The 14,977-nt window shown below is 59.8% G+C and carries 14 protein-coding genes; 7 read left to right on the top strand and 7 right to left on the bottom strand.

Annotation, left to right across the window (positions count from 1 at the left end; translation table 11 throughout):
• The first annotated feature begins 3 nt into the window (after positions 1–3).
• The 3 genes from Q4S41_RS16190 (at position 4) to Q4S41_RS16180 (ending at position 4,676) form a co-directional block, all read left to right on the top strand.
• On the top strand, positions 4–3,150 hold the full coding sequence (locus Q4S41_RS16190; protein ID WP_305032169.1) for a hypothetical protein: 3,147 nt from the start codon (positions 4–6) through the stop codon (positions 3,148–3,150).
• Between the two features lie 153 nt (positions 3,151–3,303).
• A complete protein-coding gene (locus Q4S41_RS16185) occupies positions 3,304–4,095 on the top strand; it encodes a hypothetical protein (protein WP_305032168.1) in 792 nt (263 codons plus the stop codon).
• Complete coding sequence (locus Q4S41_RS16180; RefSeq protein WP_305032167.1) at positions 4,092–4,676, top strand: recombinase family protein; 585 nt, start codon at positions 4,092–4,094, stop codon at positions 4,674–4,676. The genes Q4S41_RS16185 and Q4S41_RS16180 overlap by 4 nt, the downstream gene beginning before the upstream one ends.
• 280 nt (positions 4,677–4,956) lie before the next feature.
• Here the strand turns inward: Q4S41_RS16180 and Q4S41_RS16175 are convergent, their stop codons facing one another.
• From Q4S41_RS16175 to Q4S41_RS16165, 3 genes are all read right to left on the bottom strand, one after another.
• Positions 4,957–5,442, bottom strand: a complete 486-nt coding sequence (locus Q4S41_RS16175) for a hypothetical protein (RefSeq protein WP_305032166.1) — start codon at positions 5,440–5,442, stop codon at positions 4,957–4,959.
• A 199-nt stretch (positions 5,443–5,641) separates the two neighbouring features.
• A complete protein-coding gene (locus tag Q4S41_RS16170) occupies positions 5,642–5,845 on the bottom strand; it encodes a hypothetical protein (protein ID WP_305032165.1) in 204 nt (67 codons plus the stop codon).
• Between the two features lie 150 nt (positions 5,846–5,995).
• Positions 5,996–6,154, bottom strand: coding sequence for a DUF3606 domain-containing protein (locus Q4S41_RS16165; RefSeq protein WP_305032164.1), 159 nt, complete (start codon positions 6,152–6,154; stop codon positions 5,996–5,998).
• A gap of 439 nt (positions 6,155–6,593) precedes the next feature.
• On the opposite strand from Q4S41_RS16165, the gene Q4S41_RS16160 reads away from it, so the two are divergent.
• Positions 6,594–7,259 carry a hypothetical protein gene (locus tag Q4S41_RS16160; RefSeq protein ID WP_305032163.1) on the top strand — a complete coding sequence of 222 codons (666 nt, stop codon included), beginning with the start codon at positions 6,594–6,596 and terminating at the stop codon, positions 7,257–7,259.
• Here Q4S41_RS16160 and Q4S41_RS16155 read toward each other — a convergent pair.
• A complete protein-coding gene (locus Q4S41_RS16155; protein WP_305032162.1) occupies positions 7,256–7,573 on the bottom strand; it encodes a hypothetical protein in 318 nt (105 codons plus the stop codon). The two genes, Q4S41_RS16160 and Q4S41_RS16155, sit on opposite strands and share 4 nt — an antisense overlap.
• A 430-nt stretch (positions 7,574–8,003) precedes the next feature.
• On the opposite strand from Q4S41_RS16155, the gene Q4S41_RS16150 reads away from it, so the two are divergent.
• The gene (locus tag Q4S41_RS16150; RefSeq protein WP_305032161.1) at positions 8,004–8,282 is read left to right on the top strand and encodes a DUF1294 domain-containing protein; all 279 of its coding nucleotides are present in this window, start codon (positions 8,004–8,006) and stop codon (positions 8,280–8,282) included.
• Positions 8,283–8,484: 202 nt separating this feature from the next.
• On the opposite strand, the gene Q4S41_RS16145 is transcribed toward Q4S41_RS16150, so the two are convergent.
• The 3 genes from Q4S41_RS16145 to Q4S41_RS16135 all read right to left on the bottom strand — a co-directional run bounded on the left by Q4S41_RS16145 (position 8,485) and on the right by Q4S41_RS16135 (position 11,618).
• Positions 8,485–8,916, bottom strand: coding sequence for a hypothetical protein (locus Q4S41_RS16145; protein WP_305032160.1), 432 nt, complete (start codon positions 8,914–8,916; stop codon positions 8,485–8,487).
• 312 nt (positions 8,917–9,228) lie between these two features.
• On the bottom strand, positions 9,229–9,948 hold the full coding sequence (locus Q4S41_RS16140; RefSeq protein ID WP_305032159.1) for a hypothetical protein: 720 nt from the start codon (positions 9,946–9,948) through the stop codon (positions 9,229–9,231).
• A 419-nt stretch (positions 9,949–10,367) separates the two neighbouring features.
• Positions 10,368–11,618: a CBS domain-containing protein gene (locus tag Q4S41_RS16135; protein WP_305032158.1), complete on the bottom strand. Its 1,251-nt coding sequence runs from the start codon at positions 11,616–11,618 to the stop codon at positions 10,368–10,370.
• A gap of 178 nt (positions 11,619–11,796) precedes the next feature.
• On the opposite strand from Q4S41_RS16135, the gene Q4S41_RS16130 reads away from it, so the two are divergent.
• The gene (locus Q4S41_RS16130) at positions 11,797–13,680 is read left to right on the top strand and encodes an ABC transporter ATP-binding protein (protein WP_305032157.1); all 1,884 of its coding nucleotides are present in this window, start codon (positions 11,797–11,799) and stop codon (positions 13,678–13,680) included.
• Between the two features lie 594 nt (positions 13,681–14,274).
• A complete protein-coding gene (locus Q4S41_RS16125; protein ID WP_305032156.1) occupies positions 14,275–14,889 on the top strand; it encodes a DUF4136 domain-containing protein in 615 nt (204 codons plus the stop codon).
• Positions 14,890–14,977 lie beyond the last annotated feature (88 nt).

Here is a 14,977-nt window from a genome sequence, read left to right as displayed (position 1 = left end):
CCCATGGCTGCCGATAAAGAAACCCGGGAGTTAGAAATACTCCTCAATGCCCAGCAGGCCAACGCCAGCATCAAAGACATGGCCGCGGGCGTGGCCCTGATGAACAACCAACTGGCCAAAATGAGCCAGGACGACCCGCGCCGGCAGCAGCTGCAGCGCGACTTCCAGGTGCTGACCCAGCGCGTGGGCGCGGCCCGCGCCGAGATGCGGACCTACGTGCAGACGGAGGAGGAAGTGCGCGCCGCCACCGAGAAGATGAACCGGGAAAACCTGCAGGTCATCCTCAACGGGCAGAAAATCAACGCCTCGTTCACCGACATGAAGGCCTCGGCCGCCCAACTGGAGAAGCAGCTGGAGGCGATGAACGGCGACGACCCGGGCCGGAAGAAGATGCTGGCCGATTACCACGCCCTGCAGGACCGCATTGCCGGCGTGAGCAAGGAAATGAAGGGCGCCACCGAGGGCACCGGCTTCCTGAAGCAGGGCTTCGCCAGCGCGTTCGGCTTCCTCACGGCCGGCGGCATCCTGGGCGTGGTACAGCAGTTGTTCGGCTTCTTTTCGTCATCCCGCGAGGAGTTTCAGGGCAGCGCCAGGTCGGCCGCCGACCTCGAAGCCACGCTCCACGCCACCAAGAACGCCGCCGGGCTGACCGCTGCCGAAATCCGCAAAATCGGCGAGGAGCGGGCCAAGGTGACGCTCTTCGACGACGACGAAACCAACCGGGCCAGCGCCATGCTGCTCACGTTCAAAAACGTGAAGAAGGGCGTGTTCGAGGACGCCATCCCCGCCATTCAGGACCTGGCCACCAAGATGGCCGGCGACGGGCCGGCCGACATGAAAGGGGCCAGCATTCAGCTGGGCAAGGCCCTGAACGACCCCATTGGCGGCATCAAGGCCCTCACGCGGGTGGGCGTCACCTTCACCGACCAGCAGAAGGAGCAGATTGCGGCCATGGTGAAAGCCGGCGACACGGCCGGCGCCCAGAAGCTGATTCTGGCCGAGCTGAATTCCGAGTTTGGCGGCGCCGCCAAAGCGGCGCGCGAAGCCGGCGGGGGCATGGCCACGCTCTCGATGCGCTGGAACGAGATGAAGGAAACCGTGGGCGGCTTCGTGAGCGAGGGCCTGACCAAGCTCAGCTCGTGGCTCGGCCGCGTGCTGGAGAACTCACAACCCATCGTCGACATCTTCGTGGACCTGGGTGCGGAAGTGGTGAGTTTGTGGCACGACGTGAGCGACCTGGTCGACGGGCTGGGGCTGTTTGGGGAGAAGGGCGACTCGGCCGTGTCGGTGGCCAATTTCCTGAAGGGCGCCATCACGCTGCTCGTGGCACCGCTGCGGCTGTGCGCGTCGGTGATGCACGCCATCATCGACGGCTTCATCGAACTCTATAATAAGAGCGAGTTGGTGCGCGGCGTACTCGGCGGCCTCGGGGCGATGATTGTGAGCGTGTTCACCACCATCAAGGACGACGCGCTCAAGATTCTGGGCGGGGTGGGCGACATCCTGGTGGGCATTTTCACCCTCGATAAAAACAAGATTGTCGCCGGCTTCAAGGCCTCGCTGGCGGGCACGGCCGACCTGGCGCTGGAGAGTGGGCAGAAGGCCGCCAAAGCCTTTCTGGAGGGCTACGAGGCCAACAAAAACAACCAGATTAAGCGCTCCGTGCGCGTGGAAACGACCGAAACCAGCTCCGGCGGGGGCGGGGCCGCCAGCAACGGCGAGGACGCGCCGGCCGGCGAGTCGGCCAAAGCCAAAAAGGAACGGGAGGCCGCCGAGAAAAAGGCCCAGCAGGCCCGCGACAAAGCCGACCGGGAGCGCCTGGCGGCCATGAAAGCCTGGATTAAGGAGGAGGGCAACCTGCTGGAGTACCGCAACACGCTGAAAGCGGGCATCGACCAGCGGGGGATGACGGATGAGTTGCTGCGCCTGGAGCAGCAGCGGCAGGCCATCATGGATGCCGCCACCAAAAAGGTAGAGGCCCTCACCGGCCAGGAGGCCGACTACACCGAGCAGGTGGCGGCCATCGTCGCCGAGCGCGACCTGCGCCTGCGCGAGTTGTCGACCAAAAACAGCGAGGCGGCCGAGAAAGACCGGCAGGCGCGCATCGACCAGCAGATTGCCCAAGCCAAGGCCGATGCCGAGGTGCTGCTGGCCGAGGCCGACCTGAACCTGGCCAACAAGCTGCTCACCGAGCAGCAGTACCAGGACGCCGTCTACGCCATCAAGCAGGCGGCGATGCAACGGGAGCTGGACCTCATTAAGCAGCGCGACCAGGCCGAGTCGGTGGCGTGGAAGAAGCTGCAGGCCGACAAAATCAAGGACGAGGCGGGCCACATCAAAAAGCTGCAAACCGAGGACGAAGGCCTGGCGCTGTTCAAAAAGCGGATGGCCCTCGTCGATAAGACGATGCAGGACGACAACGTCAAAAACCTCGAAGACGCTCTCGACCAGCAGACCATCTTATATAAGGTATTCAAAGCGGCCCGGAAAGCGGAAGCCATTGCCAACATCGGCATCAACTACATCGACGAGGTGCAGGGCTATTGGAAAACAGCCGCGAACATGGGCCCGGTGGCGGGCCCCCTCTACGGCCTCGGCATGAGCGCGGTGGCCACGATTCGCGCGGGCATGGCCGGCGCCAAGGTGATGGGCTTCGCCAAGGGCGGCGCCACCGGCCAGGCCGCGCCGATGACGGCCGGCACCGGCAGCATGTGGGACATCTTCAGCATGGCCACCGGCATGAACGTCGGCAGCAACGGCAAGCTGATGGACGACAGTGGACACGCCGTGGCCGGCATCGTGCACGAGGACGAGTACGTCATCCCGAAGTGGCTGCGCGAAGACCCGCAGGTGATGCAGGTGGAGGGCTGGCTGGAGCAGCGCCGGCAGCGGGGCTACTACGAGGGCGGCCCCACCACCAAGGGCACGGCCGCCAGGGCGGGCGAGGAGGCCGGTGCCAGCGACGCTGGCAGCACCGACCAGCGGCTGCTGCGGGTACTGGAGTCGTTGGACAGGAAACTCGAAGGGGTCGAGCAGTGGGCCACAACGCTGGAGGTGGTGCAGGACGTGCTCGGCCTCGACCGCGACCTGGAGCGGGTGAAGAAGGTGAAGAGCAAAGGCCATATTCAGGCGACCAAGCCATCCAATTAACGGTCGTTTACTGGAGGGTTTATACAGGAGCTCAAACGGCCCGGAAACGCAGGTTTTCCGAGCCGTTTTCTTAAACCGTTTATTGGATGGTTAACTTTGAGTATTACGCGATTCCTTTCTTGCTTAATAATAACACTTTTTTGAATCTGTTCTATGGCTTTAGTAAACCCCAAGGAACTTATCATTCCATTTGCTGCTGCCCATCAGGCAATTGATGTGCAATACACCGAACCTACCATGGGTTTGAGGCAGCATTTAAATTTTGGCACTATTGCCTTCAACAATGCTGGGTTCTTGCCTGATGATTACGCAGTAATATGGGCTATCTCAGCACATCAAATAACGCCTGAGATATTGAAGCAATACATTGATATGCGGAGTTTGATAGCAAACCAATCGGCAAATGCAGAGCAAATTAATTCTCATTTTCTTCGACTTAATAAATACGCACTCGGAAAGACTGATGCAGAACTCAATGTGCCGGGTGCAAGAGATTTCATGGCTTTAAAAAACAATATTGTCAGTTATGTGAAACGCGATGCTAAAACAAAGCATACACTTTCCAAAGAACTTCGGACGGATTTAGAGCATTTCGTTACATACCGTAACATTTTCACGCATGGAAAGCTGGGCTTGCTATGTATTGCCCCAGAGGGTTTTGTTGATTGTGGAGGCAAGTCACCCAGTGACCTGGATGGCAAGCACAGAATTACTACTAGGCGGGGGCGCCCTTCTACCTATGAATGGTATATCTCTTTTTTGAATGGCGCTAACGAAACTGTGTCTATAAAAATCACGCGGCAATTACTTGAGGCATATCTAAAGGTGTACGAAGACACTCTCAGCTTTATCCGCGCCTTCCAAGAAATAATGCCGTTTACTGATTCATTAAGTCAAGCATTGCAAAAGGGCTTAGACAAACTAAATGGTATAATCAGAGAATGAGAGTAGCCATCTACGCCCGCGTGTCGACGAAAGACAAAGGCCAAGACCCGGAGAACCAAGTGCACCAGCTGCGCGAGTTTGCCGAGAAGCATGGCACCATCTATAAGGTGTTCACCGAGGAGGTGTCGGGCGGTAAGTCCGACCGCAGCCAGTTTAAGCAGTTGCTACTGGAAGCCTACCAGAAGAAATTCGACCTGGTCGTGTTCTGGCGCCTGGACCGCTTCAGCCGCGAGGGCGCCCTGCCCACGCTCAAGTACCTGAAGGAACTGCGCGACCACGGCGTCAACTACAAGTCCTTCACCGAGCCCTACCTCGACAGCCTCGGGCCCTTCGGCGACGTGATTGTCTCGATGCTGGCCACCATCGCCGCGCAGGACCTGATTAAAATTTCGGAGAACACCAAGGCGGCCCTGGCCAAGAAGAAGGCCGCTGGCGCCAAACTCGGGGCACCGACGAAAGCGGCAGCCGTGGTGGCCCAGGCGCGGGCCCTGAAAGGGGAGGGGAAGTCCAACGGCTACATCGCCCGGACCCTGGCAATATCCCCCAGCACGGTGGCTAAATACGTCACAACAATGGCGTGATTTGCCACCCTTTTTGCCACCTTTTTTTGCAAAAAGTGCGAAATCAAGCTGAAAACAAAATATTGTTAGTTCTCAGCCAGAACCCGAGAGAATACGTTCGGCCGGCTGGAGTCGGTGAAATAGAAGGATTGGAATCAGTCAAGAGGGTTTGGTTAAATCAGGGTGTGCTACAGCGCGCCAGAATGTACACGCATTTGCCACCCTTTCAGGTCGATTGGCGGGCCGTCCGGCGGTGCGATGCTGCCGCTGCCGCGCAGTTGGTAGAGGTATGGTAAAGGGCCTAGGGCCTGGCGTTGGTGAAGGTGCCGTTGACGATGGTATAATCCGTTTGGTTGGGGGTGCCTACTTGCTCGCTGCACTTGGCCGAAAACATGCCCGAGAAGCCACCGCTGGGGGTGGGGATAATCGTGGCTACATCGTCGGTGAATAAGGCGTATGGTGCGGCATTGAGGTAGTAGGCTCCGCCAAAGTACCGGTACGCCGTAGCGGGCTGCCCTTTGGCTTTGATGAAGGTCAGCAGGAGGTGCTCTTCGCCGGTGGCCGGCTTAGGAATAGTGGTGAAGCGTACCTCCAGCTGGTCGTTGACATTGTCGGAAGTGACGACCGTACGCACTTGCGCGCTGATTTGGCGGCTGGCCACCGCGCCGCTGCTGGGGATGCGGCTGTTGAGGTCGTAGATGCCGGCGCTTGGAGCGGGGGTGGTGGGCGCGTAGGGCTCTGTTTTTTTGGAACAACCGGCACTCAGTACTAAAAAAGCCGCAATCATCAGCGAAGGGAAAAACGGTCGTGCCATCATAAAATGTTAGTTTAGAACGGTTGAACTGGTGGCGGCGCGGCGCCGGGAGCTGCCTCACGGGCAGTTTTCCAGCAATTGGTCAGCTAAGTCGATGGGGATGCAATTACAGACTTTTGTCGTGCGCACAATGCAGCGGTTGCTCGTAAAGGCGTTGTCGTTCAGCCGCAACTCAAAGCGGTAAAACCCCCGGGCCGCTCAGCGCCATCCGATTCCCGGCTACCTGCCGCTGAAACGTGGCGTTTGCCTGGCTCACCCCCGCAGAGAAATCGCGCATGGCGTTGTTCGCGCTGGGGTTGGTGGTGCTGAAGCCGGTGGTATGTTGGGCCACGGCGTGCAGCGGAGGCGCCAACAGCAGGAGTAGGGGTAGTCGCATCGGGCGAGGAAAAGGAGTAGACCTAGTTGGTTCGGCGGCGTGCGGTGCGGGGGAAGGTAGCAGCCGCCGGGCCGTCATTTGCCGCTCCCCTGCTGCTGCGTGCGGTGCGTAATGGCGGCTTTTGCAGGGCGCACGGCGGCCACCGCTTCCTCAGCGGTTGAGGTAGGCCTGCACGTCGGCCGCGAGTGGGCCCACGGCCAGCACGGCGTTGCGCAGGCGGGTTTCGGTGCAGTTGAAGGTCTGGCACCAGTAGTTCACGTCGATGGTGGACTGGACGTTGATGCGGGCAGGGTCGGCGGGCGGGCGCAAGGGGAGGGTAGAATTTAGGGATGAAAAACGGGGGAATCGGGTCAAATTTACATCAGCCAGACGCGGGCAATGGAAGCCCGAATTGCCAGGCGCAGCCAGACTGCGCTGAGCCATGGCCCGCTGCCACCCCTTACGGATGCCGATTGGAACAAATCAGCCAGCGGCATCAAGCACCGTGCAGGGCCGGCTCTCGCCGCAGAGCTGCTTCTGCTGCCGGAAGTTACTGGGATATGCCCAAATAATTGCCTGCTGCCGGGGCCAGGGCCGGGCTGCTGGTAGAGCAGGCGGGTTGGCGTTGTCCACCATGCTGTTTAACTTGCCTGGGCTGAACCTGTAAAATTCAGGCAGCCCTCAACGGGGCTGTGGTAGCGCACAGAATTGCCAGTAACCGGCAGCTTTCAGCCCGAAACGGCACCCCACCACCTTTCCACTTTATTCGATGCAGCTTTCTTCCCGAGCTTTCCTGTCTGGGCTGGTCGCCCTGGCGTTGCCCGTAGCGGGCCATGCGCAAACCACCACAGCGGCCCCTGCTTCGGCCGCCCTGGCCGAAACCACTGCCCTGCCTGCCCCGGCCGCCGATGCTCCCAGCCATCCGGCGTTTCTGCGGATGGGCGTGGGCCGCACCGAAGCCGCGGGCCCCACCTACCACTGCCTGCGCGTAGCCGTGGAATACACCCGGCTGCTATGCCGCCATTGGGGCGCATCCGGGCGCTTGGTGGGTATCGGCGGCCAGCCGCAGGAGGGCATGGCCAGCCAGCTGCCGAACCAGAACTACCGGGCCGGCTACGCCGAAGCCGAGGCGCTGTGGTATCCCTTCGGCAACGCGCGCCGCGTCCTGTTTGCGGTGGGCGCGGGCGGTTTCGCGGGCTACTACCAGCACAACGGCTACAGCTTCGTGGGCAATTACGCTGAGGCGCCTTACCTGCGCTACAGCCTGGCCACCTGGCAAGGCGCGCACGCCGGCCTGCTGGGCTCCCTCAACCTGGAAGTGGGCCTGGGCACCACGCAGCGCTGGCGCGTAGGCGGCAAGGTGATGAAGGAAACCGGGCTGGGCGGCGTCACGGCCTTCACTTCGCACAGCCTGACGCTGGCCCGCCGGTTTTAACTCAGTACCGGCCCCAGCGCCTCGTGCAGCGGCACCGCCCGCCGCAACGAGCGGCGGCAGCATTCCTCGCGCAGCAAACACGCCACGAGGCACTCCGTGAGCTCCAGGGCCCGCGCGGCCGACACCCGGCACCGGCACTGCACCGAGTGCTGCACCCGGCCCCAGAGCTGCTCCAGGCGCTGTTGCACGGGCTCGTGCTGGTCGGCCAGCAGTTCGTCAGAATTATGGGTGAGCAGCAGGCGCACCAGGTAATAAAGCTGGGTAGGCAGTGGCTGAACTAGCCGCTGGTGGCAGCACGAGAGGGGAGGGCACATGGCATAAAAAGCGGAAAAAAGCGTGAAAGGAAGCGCCCTGCGTGGCAGGCTGCGGGCACGCATGATATAACTATACCAAGTTGCTTCGGATGGCCGGGCTTATAAAAAATATATTTTTGGTTCCCTAAAACGCGCGATTTTTGGTGCAGCATTTTGGCGTGGGGCCGCGGTGCCGCGTGTCAACTGGCCCACCCGCAGTTTCCGGCCGGCTTTGATACGAAGAAGCCCCCGCCGCTGGCGGGGCGGGGGCTGCCGAGAGATACCCCATCTTCCCCTTAACCGCAACGCCATAACTTGCGGCCCCGCTGGCGCCAGCGGGGCCGGTCAGGCTGCTAGCGTCGCGTCTTCCTCGCTCTTTTTGAACTTGCCCAACCGGTTCAGACCCGCCCCGCGACCGTCCCAGCCCACCCCCCGGCCCGCCGCCCGCCCCATGACCATTCTCCTGAGCTGCCTGTTCTTTCTCAATCTGCTGTGTTTCCTGCTCTTCGCCCTGGACAAGCGCAAAGCGCAACGGGGCCAGCGGCGCATTGCCGAAAAAACGCTGCACCTCGCCACGCTGCCGGGCGCGGCCCCCGGCGCGTGGGCCGCCATCTGGCTGTTGCACCATAAAAACCGCAAAACCGCTTTCTGGGGCGTTACCCTGGGGCTGACGCTGCTACAAGGGGCAGTGCTCTATTTCGCGTGGCCCTATTTGCCGACAGAGTTTTAACCGGGGCGACTGGCTACTGTGGCTGGTGCTGATGCCGGTCAAAAACGAAAGAAGCCCCCGCCGCTGGCGGGGCGGGGGCTGCTGGGGAAACGGTGAGTCGTGGCTGGGTTTCTTGGGCGCTGCCAGGGCTGCGGCGGCCGGTTGCCGAGGCGTGGAGTAGACTAGGATGCCGAGCGTTTGTTGTTTGGTTGCCTGCGGATTTTCAGCTTCGGTCAAAAAGGGCTTCCCACACGGTTTTGGAGACTCCCTCATCGTCTACCAAGCAGGTGTGTCGCTCTAGGGTAGTCCGGTCAATGGAAACAAATCCGTGTTGCTGCACAGTTCGAAATACCGCCCGTGACTCCTCCGTGGCGGGTTGTTCAACAAGGCACTCTCGGTCCACAAGGGAATCAAAGAGCAGAAAAAACTTGCCTACCAGCGAGAGCAACAAGCAGTGCTCTTCTTGCTGACACAAGTGGTAAACCATGGCCGAATCGTAGTTCAGGTCGGTGGTGTCCGTGATGGCAAACCGCGACGCAAGTTCAGCTACCAACGGCTGATAGGGCCGCTTATCGTACGTCTTCTGCAAAAAACCATAGTGCGGAACTGTGGCCGAACCGTGCGCAACAACAATGGCTTGGTTGATGGTGTCCAAAAGTGTTGACTGCTGCATTGAATTGTGGAATGGAACTATGGACGTATTGGGGGAATAAGCCGTTCAAGTTCAGCTAGACGGTGAGTTAAGCTGCTAGTTAGTGCTTAATCCCGAGCATCCTAGTAGCCCCTCATGCCCGCCTGTCAACCCACTACCAAGACCAGAAACCCGAGAAGCACTGTTGCCCATGAGGCCAAGCGCGCTACCGCCGCCAGAACCGAACCAAACCCGCCAGCAATAAAAAAGGCCCTCACCGTCAGGTGAGGGCCTTTTTCGTGGTCGTGCCAAGCCGCCGCACCGCCGTGCACACCCTTATACCGTCCCGTCCGGTTTCGGCGGGGTTCCCTTTTTGGCTTTGCCAGCGCGTTTGGGCAGGCCCCGCCGCTTGTTGGCCTCCTTAAAAGCCGCATAAAAGGCCGGCCACTGAAACGCCGGGTCCGTATCGGTGCGCTGGCCCTTGAGCAGCGTCTCCATCAGGCGCAGGGCGGCGCTGAGGCGGCGCAGCAGCTCGGGCAGCGCCAGCGTGGCCAGGCGCGGGGCCGCTTTGGCGTCGGTCTGGTCGTCGGCGGCGTCTTCGAACAGCTTCGCCGCGTCGGCCGGGGCCTGAATCACGGCATCGCTCAGGCGGTAGTCTTTGCGCACCTGGGCGGGCAGGGCCGCCACGGCCTTCACCAGGTCGCGCACGTGGTTCACGTCCTCGGTGGCCTCGCCGTAGCGCACGTCGGCGTAGGAGAGGGTGAAGGCCTGCTTCAACCCCAGCTGCCCGGTGGCCAGCGCGTAGCCCACCGCCTTGGCCGAGAGCGTAGCCGTGGCCTGCGCCATTTTTTCGCGGGCGTCGTCCTTATCGGTCGTCGCGGGCGTGGTGCGGGTGTCCTGGGCTTGCTGCTGGGCCTCGATGGCGGTCACCAGCTCGGCGCGGTCCGTGTTGGCGGCTTGCAGGGGCAGGAAGTCCGCCAGCTCTTTGGGATAATCGGCGGCGACCAGGCCCACGCGCTGGCCGCTGTCGAGGATGGAGGTGTCTTGGGCATCCATAAAAAGGGTAGTTGGGTTGGGAATGATGAGGCAGTAAGCTACCCATTCTCCCCCGTAGTAGGTAGGTATTCCTGACTTTGCTCCACTTGTCTTCCCCGCTATCCGCTCCTATTCGCAGTGGACGGGGTTTTAGCTGCCAAAAATTTGTTGGGGCCGGAGCCTGGCATGTAGGAGCGGCCACTTGGCGTGTAGGAGTAAGCCCGTGGCGTGTAGGAGGAGGCGCGAGATGTGTAGGAGCAGCCCCGTGGCGTGTAGGAGCAAGCCCGTGGCGTGTAGGAGCGCGCCCGAGATGCGTAGGAGCACGTCCGTGGCGTGTAGAAGGGGCCGCGTGGCGTGTAAGCGGCCCCGGCCGGAACCGCCAGCAGCCCCAGCCGCTGGCGGGGCGGGGGCTGCTTGAGATAGCATTACAGCAAGTAATACTAAGCGGGAGTAGAAGGTGTATGTAACTTTCTAAATGTGACAAATGGCGTCGACCCAGCCAGATTTACAGCTGTAACTATCCAACCGCGTCGAGCCCATAACCTAGCCCTTATTTTATTTTCTGTCCACCAAGCTATATGTTCGTAAGCAGCTGTTGGCAATTTCATGCTTAGCATTTTCTCTAGCGAAGCAAAAGAAATACTGTACACTTCTCTAGGTGTCGCCAGTTCTTTATTAACCGCATTTAATCTGGTTGCGATAAATCCATAACCATGTTTGGAAATATCATTTTCGCCTGGTGGAACAATAAGTCTCTGCTCAATATTTAGAGCCGAGTCTGTTTCGGAAGGTGTAACATCCGGATTATTATCATCAGACTTTACCTCTTGTTGAACAGGTTGGTGGGCCTTGTACCATTCTGCACAATAACGAAGCTTTGTTCGTTCTACTGGAGATATATCGCCTCGAAAATGAACTAGTTTATTGCGTATCTCCCTGACAGCATCCATCATTTCTGACCATGCATTCTTAGGTAGGCTGAACGTTGGATTGAGCTTAGGCCAAACTTTGTGGGCAAACTGTATATATTCCGATAATGTTAGGCTGTCAAAAGTGCGCGATTTACCGGTTATTGGAAAGAATTTATTAATAATTTCATCTGCCTCTTCTGTACTTAATTCTATAGCCTTCTTTTTGCTAAATTCATTTAAAGCTGCATAGCTTTTTTTTCTGGTTTCGTCAAGTGTAGTATTCAAACTGGCAATACCAGTAAGTAATTCTTCACTGTCTTCCGTTTGCGCATTATGCACTGCCCGTATGTGCGACTTCAATGTGCTCTCAATATCTTCAACAAGTACGATGTCTTCTGCGCGTTGCCTAAAATACTGTGTTGTATCGTAGTCAGTTATGATGCCAATAAGTTTGCCTTCTGTGTCGACTATAAATACCGCAGATGCTTTGAGTAAATAATCTAACAGATAAAGTAAATCTTCATCAGCGTGGAAAATAGGAGGTTTGGTAAAAACGTCTTTTACTCTGATTTCTTTGACATTCGTGCCAAGTGTGAGCAACGCGCGCGTAATCCCATCAGTCGTGACAATTCCTTGCGGCTTAAAAGCATCATCTACAACTGGCAATTGACTGAAATCATGTTCAATCATCAGTGCTAATGCATGTGTAAGCTTCGCGTCAAGGTCGACAGTAACTAGATTGTTTTGATGCTGAACTAAGTGTTTGGCAGGAATCGGCATTTTTTGTGGCTTATAAAGCGAACTACAATCACCATGTGCGATGCTAACTGCATCTTGCGTGAGTGTACAATGTTATGAAGTATTGTTAGTAGCTACAATGTTTATATGAGTCGGCCCACGTCCCCTGCCAAAACGGCCGCCCCCCAAACCCGGCCCCAACCTTGCCCACGCCCGGGCCATGTTTGACTTCCTGAAATCCATCTCCGCCAAGAACCCCAACGCCGGGCGCGGCCCCGAAAAGCCCGCCGTGAGCGTGCGCGAGCGGGTATCGGCCCTGCGCCACCTGCCCGCCTTCCTGAAACTCATCTGGGCCACCAGCCCCGCGCTGGCCTCCGCCAACCTCGTGCTGCGCCTGCTGCGCGCGTTTCTGCCGCTGGCCACGCTCTACGTCGGCCGCCTGATTATCGACGACGTGGTGGCCCTCACCAAGCTGCCCGCCGCCGCCCGCCAGCTCACGCCCGTGCTCACCCTCGTGGGCCTCGAGTTCGGCCTCGTGCTGCTCGCCGATGCCCTGGGCCGCGGCGTGGCCCTGCTCGACTCGCTGCTCGGCGACCTGTTCGCCAACCAGTCCTCCATCCGCCTCATGGAGCACGCCGCCCGCCTCGACCTCGACCAGTTCGAAGACAGCACCTTCTACGACAAGCTCGAGCGCGCCCGCCGCCAAACCCTCTCCCGCACCGTGCTCATGAGCCAGGTGCTCAGCCAGGGCCAGGATGTCATCACCCTCGTGCTGCTCGCCGGCGGCCTCGTCGCCTTCCAGCCCTGGCTGCTGGGGCTGCTGCTGCTGGCCGTGGTGCCCGCCTTCCTCGGCGAGTCGCACTTCAACGAGCGCAGCTACTCCCTCTCGCACTCCTGGACGCCCGAGCGCCGCGAGCTCGACTACCTCCGCCAAACCGGCGCCTCCGACGAAACCGCCAAGGAAGTCAAGATTTTCGGCCTCTCCGATTTCCTCATCGGCCGCTTCCGCACCCTCTCCGACGACTTCTACCGCCAAAACAAATCCCTCGTGCTGCGCCGCGCCGGCTGGGGCACCCTCTTCGCCGCCATCGGCGCCGCCGGCTACTACGGCGCCTACGTCTACATCATCGCCCGCACCGCGGCCGGCAGCATCTCGCTCGGCCAGCTCACCTTCCTGGCCGGCTCCTTCGCCCGCCTGCGCGCCCTGCTCGAAGGCATCCTCAGCCGCTTCAGCTCCGTGGCCGACGGCGCCTTGTATCTCCAGGATTTCTTCGACTTCTTTGCGCTGCGGCCGCGCATCGTGCGCCAGGAGCTCACCGGCGAACGGCCCATTCCCTTTCCCCGGCCCATTCAGCAGGGTTTTCAGTTTGAAAACGTCGGCTTCCAGTACAAGAATGGTACAAAATGGGCCATTCGTAACCTCAGCTTCACCCTGCAAGCCGGCGAAAAGCTGGCCCTCGTGGGCGAAAACGGCGCCGGCAAAACCACCCTCGTCAAGCTCCTCGCCCGCCTCTACGACCCCACCGAAGGCCGCATCCTGCTCGACGGCCACGACCTGCGCGAATACGACCCCGCCGAATTGCGCCAGGAAATCGGCGTCATCTTCCAGGATTTCGTGCGCTTCCAGCTCCCCGCCGGCCAGAACCTCGCCGTCGGCCGCATCGAGGAGCGCCACAACCAGCCCCGCATCGAAACCGCCGCCCAGCAGAGCCTCGCCGATACCGTCATTGCCAAACTCCCCAACGGCTACGACCAGATGATTGGCCGCCGCTTCAACGGCGGCGTGGACCTCAGCGGCGGCGAGTGGCAGAAAATTGCTCTCGGCCGCGCCTACATGCGCGACGCCCAACTCCTCATCCTCGACGAACCAACAGCAGCACTAGACGCCCGCGCCGAATACGAAGTCTTCCAGCGCTTCAAGGAGCTCACCCAGGGCAAAACCGCCGTCCTCATCAGCCACCGTTTCAGCACCGTCCGCATGGCCGACCGCATCCTGGTCATCGAAAATGGCCAGTTTGTGGAAATCGGCAGCCACGAGAAGCTGCTGGCCAAGGGCGGGCGCTACGCCGAGCTGTTCCAGCTGCAGGCGGCCGGGTACCGGTAGGAGCGGGCCGGTGAAAGCCTGTCATCCTGAGCGCAGCGAAGGACCTTATTACGCTCGAACAGTTTGCAGTAAATCGGACGATAAAGCCGTGATAAGGTCCTTCGCTGCGCTCAGGATGACAGGCGTTTTGATTGGCTAATTATTCCGCCTCTTTCGCCGCAAAGCCCGCCGTCATCGGCGCCAGGCCTGCTTCCTCATAAATCTGCACCAGCGTCATCGTCAAATTCAGCTCGGGAATAAAGACGGCATCGATGGCTCGGCAGGGCCGTGTAGCTCCACACGCCGTGCTCGCTCAACTGGTACCACTCCACCAACCGGTTTTTGCGACATCAATAGCTAATGCCGCAAGGAAGGGGATTTGTATTGATTCAAATCCAGGCCGCGGTTGTCGGTTTCAACGGAAGGCGCTTCAACGCGGGCTGGCGGGGGAGGATGCCAGGCCCATCCCAAGTCTACCGACAGGTCCTAAATGCGGCTACGATTGAAATGGGGCCGATTCATTGAAAAAATCATAATTTTATCACCCTTCTTCAAGCCGCTAAGTGCCTTAGGTTTCGTATATTGGTAGTCCTTAACCCGATTATCGTTTTCCATATGAAACCTACGATTACGCTACTGTTGCTGGCCGCCCTGGGCTTCACGGGCTGCATGACCACCCGCGAAGCCCGCGTGGATTCGGACTACAGCTACCGCGGCAATTTCCGCCACTACCGCACCTACGATTTCGTGACCGGCACCGGCCTCACCTCCGACAGCAGCCGCCTGGGCCAGACGCTGCGCGAGGCCATCCAGCAGCGCTTCCTGGCCCAGGGCTACCGCAAAGCCACCCGCCGCCCCGACATGCTGGTGAATTTCCGCGTGTACGAGGGCGACATGAACTTCCACGGCTTCCAGCAGGAAGACCTCAGCCAGTGGATTAAGCGCAACATCGAGGAAAACGACGATACGCCCAAGGAAGACCGCCAGGGCTACCAGCCCGTGCGCCTGCTGCTGGCCGAGGGCACGCTCCTCGTCACCCTCATCGACGTGAAAACCAACCGCGCCGTGTGGAACGGCTACGCTTCGGGCGTGACCGTGCCCGAAGGCCCCATGGGCGAAATCGTGCTCAAGCGCTCCGTCCGCTCCATCCTCGACCGCTACCGCGTCTTCACCGAAGAATTCGCCAACGGCAACGTGAACCCCACCGGCGCCAGCGACGCGGAACGGTAGGGACGTCTTGGTTGCAAGGCACCCCTAGCTGAACAAAGCAAAAAGCACGTCATGCTGAGCGTAGTCGAAGCATCTCTAGCGCCGTAGC

The organism is Hymenobacter convexus (assembly GCF_030580955.1).
Lineage (GTDB): Bacteria > Bacteroidota > Bacteroidia > Cytophagales > Hymenobacteraceae > Hymenobacter.
Note: the sequence above shows the minus strand (reverse complement) of the source record. Positions and strands in the feature narration are given on the sequence as shown.

Bases quoted from the DNA above. Each gene is read 5' to 3' on its own strand.
- Q4S41_RS16150 (WP_305032161.1), top strand. From the start codon at position 8,004: ATGACCATTCTCCTGAGCTGCCTGTTCTTTCTCAATCTGCTGTGTTTC.
- Q4S41_RS16190 (WP_305032169.1), top strand. From the start codon at position 4: ATGGCTGCCGATAAAGAAACCCGGGAGTTAGAAATACTCCTCAATGCC.
- Q4S41_RS16185 (WP_305032168.1), top strand. From the start codon at position 3,304: ATGGCTTTAGTAAACCCCAAGGAACTTATCATTCCATTTGCTGCTGCC.
- Q4S41_RS16125 (WP_305032156.1), top strand. From the start codon at position 14,275: ATGAAACCTACGATTACGCTACTGTTGCTGGCCGCCCTGGGCTTCACG.
- Q4S41_RS16160 (WP_305032163.1), top strand. From the start codon at position 6,594: ATGCAGCTTTCTTCCCGAGCTTTCCTGTCTGGGCTGGTCGCCCTGGCG.
- Q4S41_RS16170 (WP_305032165.1), bottom strand. From the start codon at position 5,845: ATGCGACTACCCCTACTCCTGCTGTTGGCGCCTCCGCTGCACGCCGTG.
- Q4S41_RS16175 (WP_305032166.1), bottom strand. From the start codon at position 5,442: ATGATTGCGGCTTTTTTAGTACTGAGTGCCGGTTGTTCCAAAAAAACA.
- Q4S41_RS16135 (WP_305032158.1), bottom strand. From the start codon at position 11,618: ATGCCGATTCCTGCCAAACACTTAGTTCAGCATCAAAACAATCTAGTT.
- Q4S41_RS16155 (WP_305032162.1), bottom strand. From the start codon at position 7,573: ATGTGCCCTCCCCTCTCGTGCTGCCACCAGCGGCTAGTTCAGCCACTG.
- Q4S41_RS16180 (WP_305032167.1), top strand. From the start codon at position 4,092: ATGAGAGTAGCCATCTACGCCCGCGTGTCGACGAAAGACAAAGGCCAA.
- Q4S41_RS16130 (WP_305032157.1), top strand. From the start codon at position 11,797: ATGTTTGACTTCCTGAAATCCATCTCCGCCAAGAACCCCAACGCCGGG.
- Q4S41_RS16140 (WP_305032159.1), bottom strand. From the start codon at position 9,948: ATGGATGCCCAAGACACCTCCATCCTCGACAGCGGCCAGCGCGTGGGC.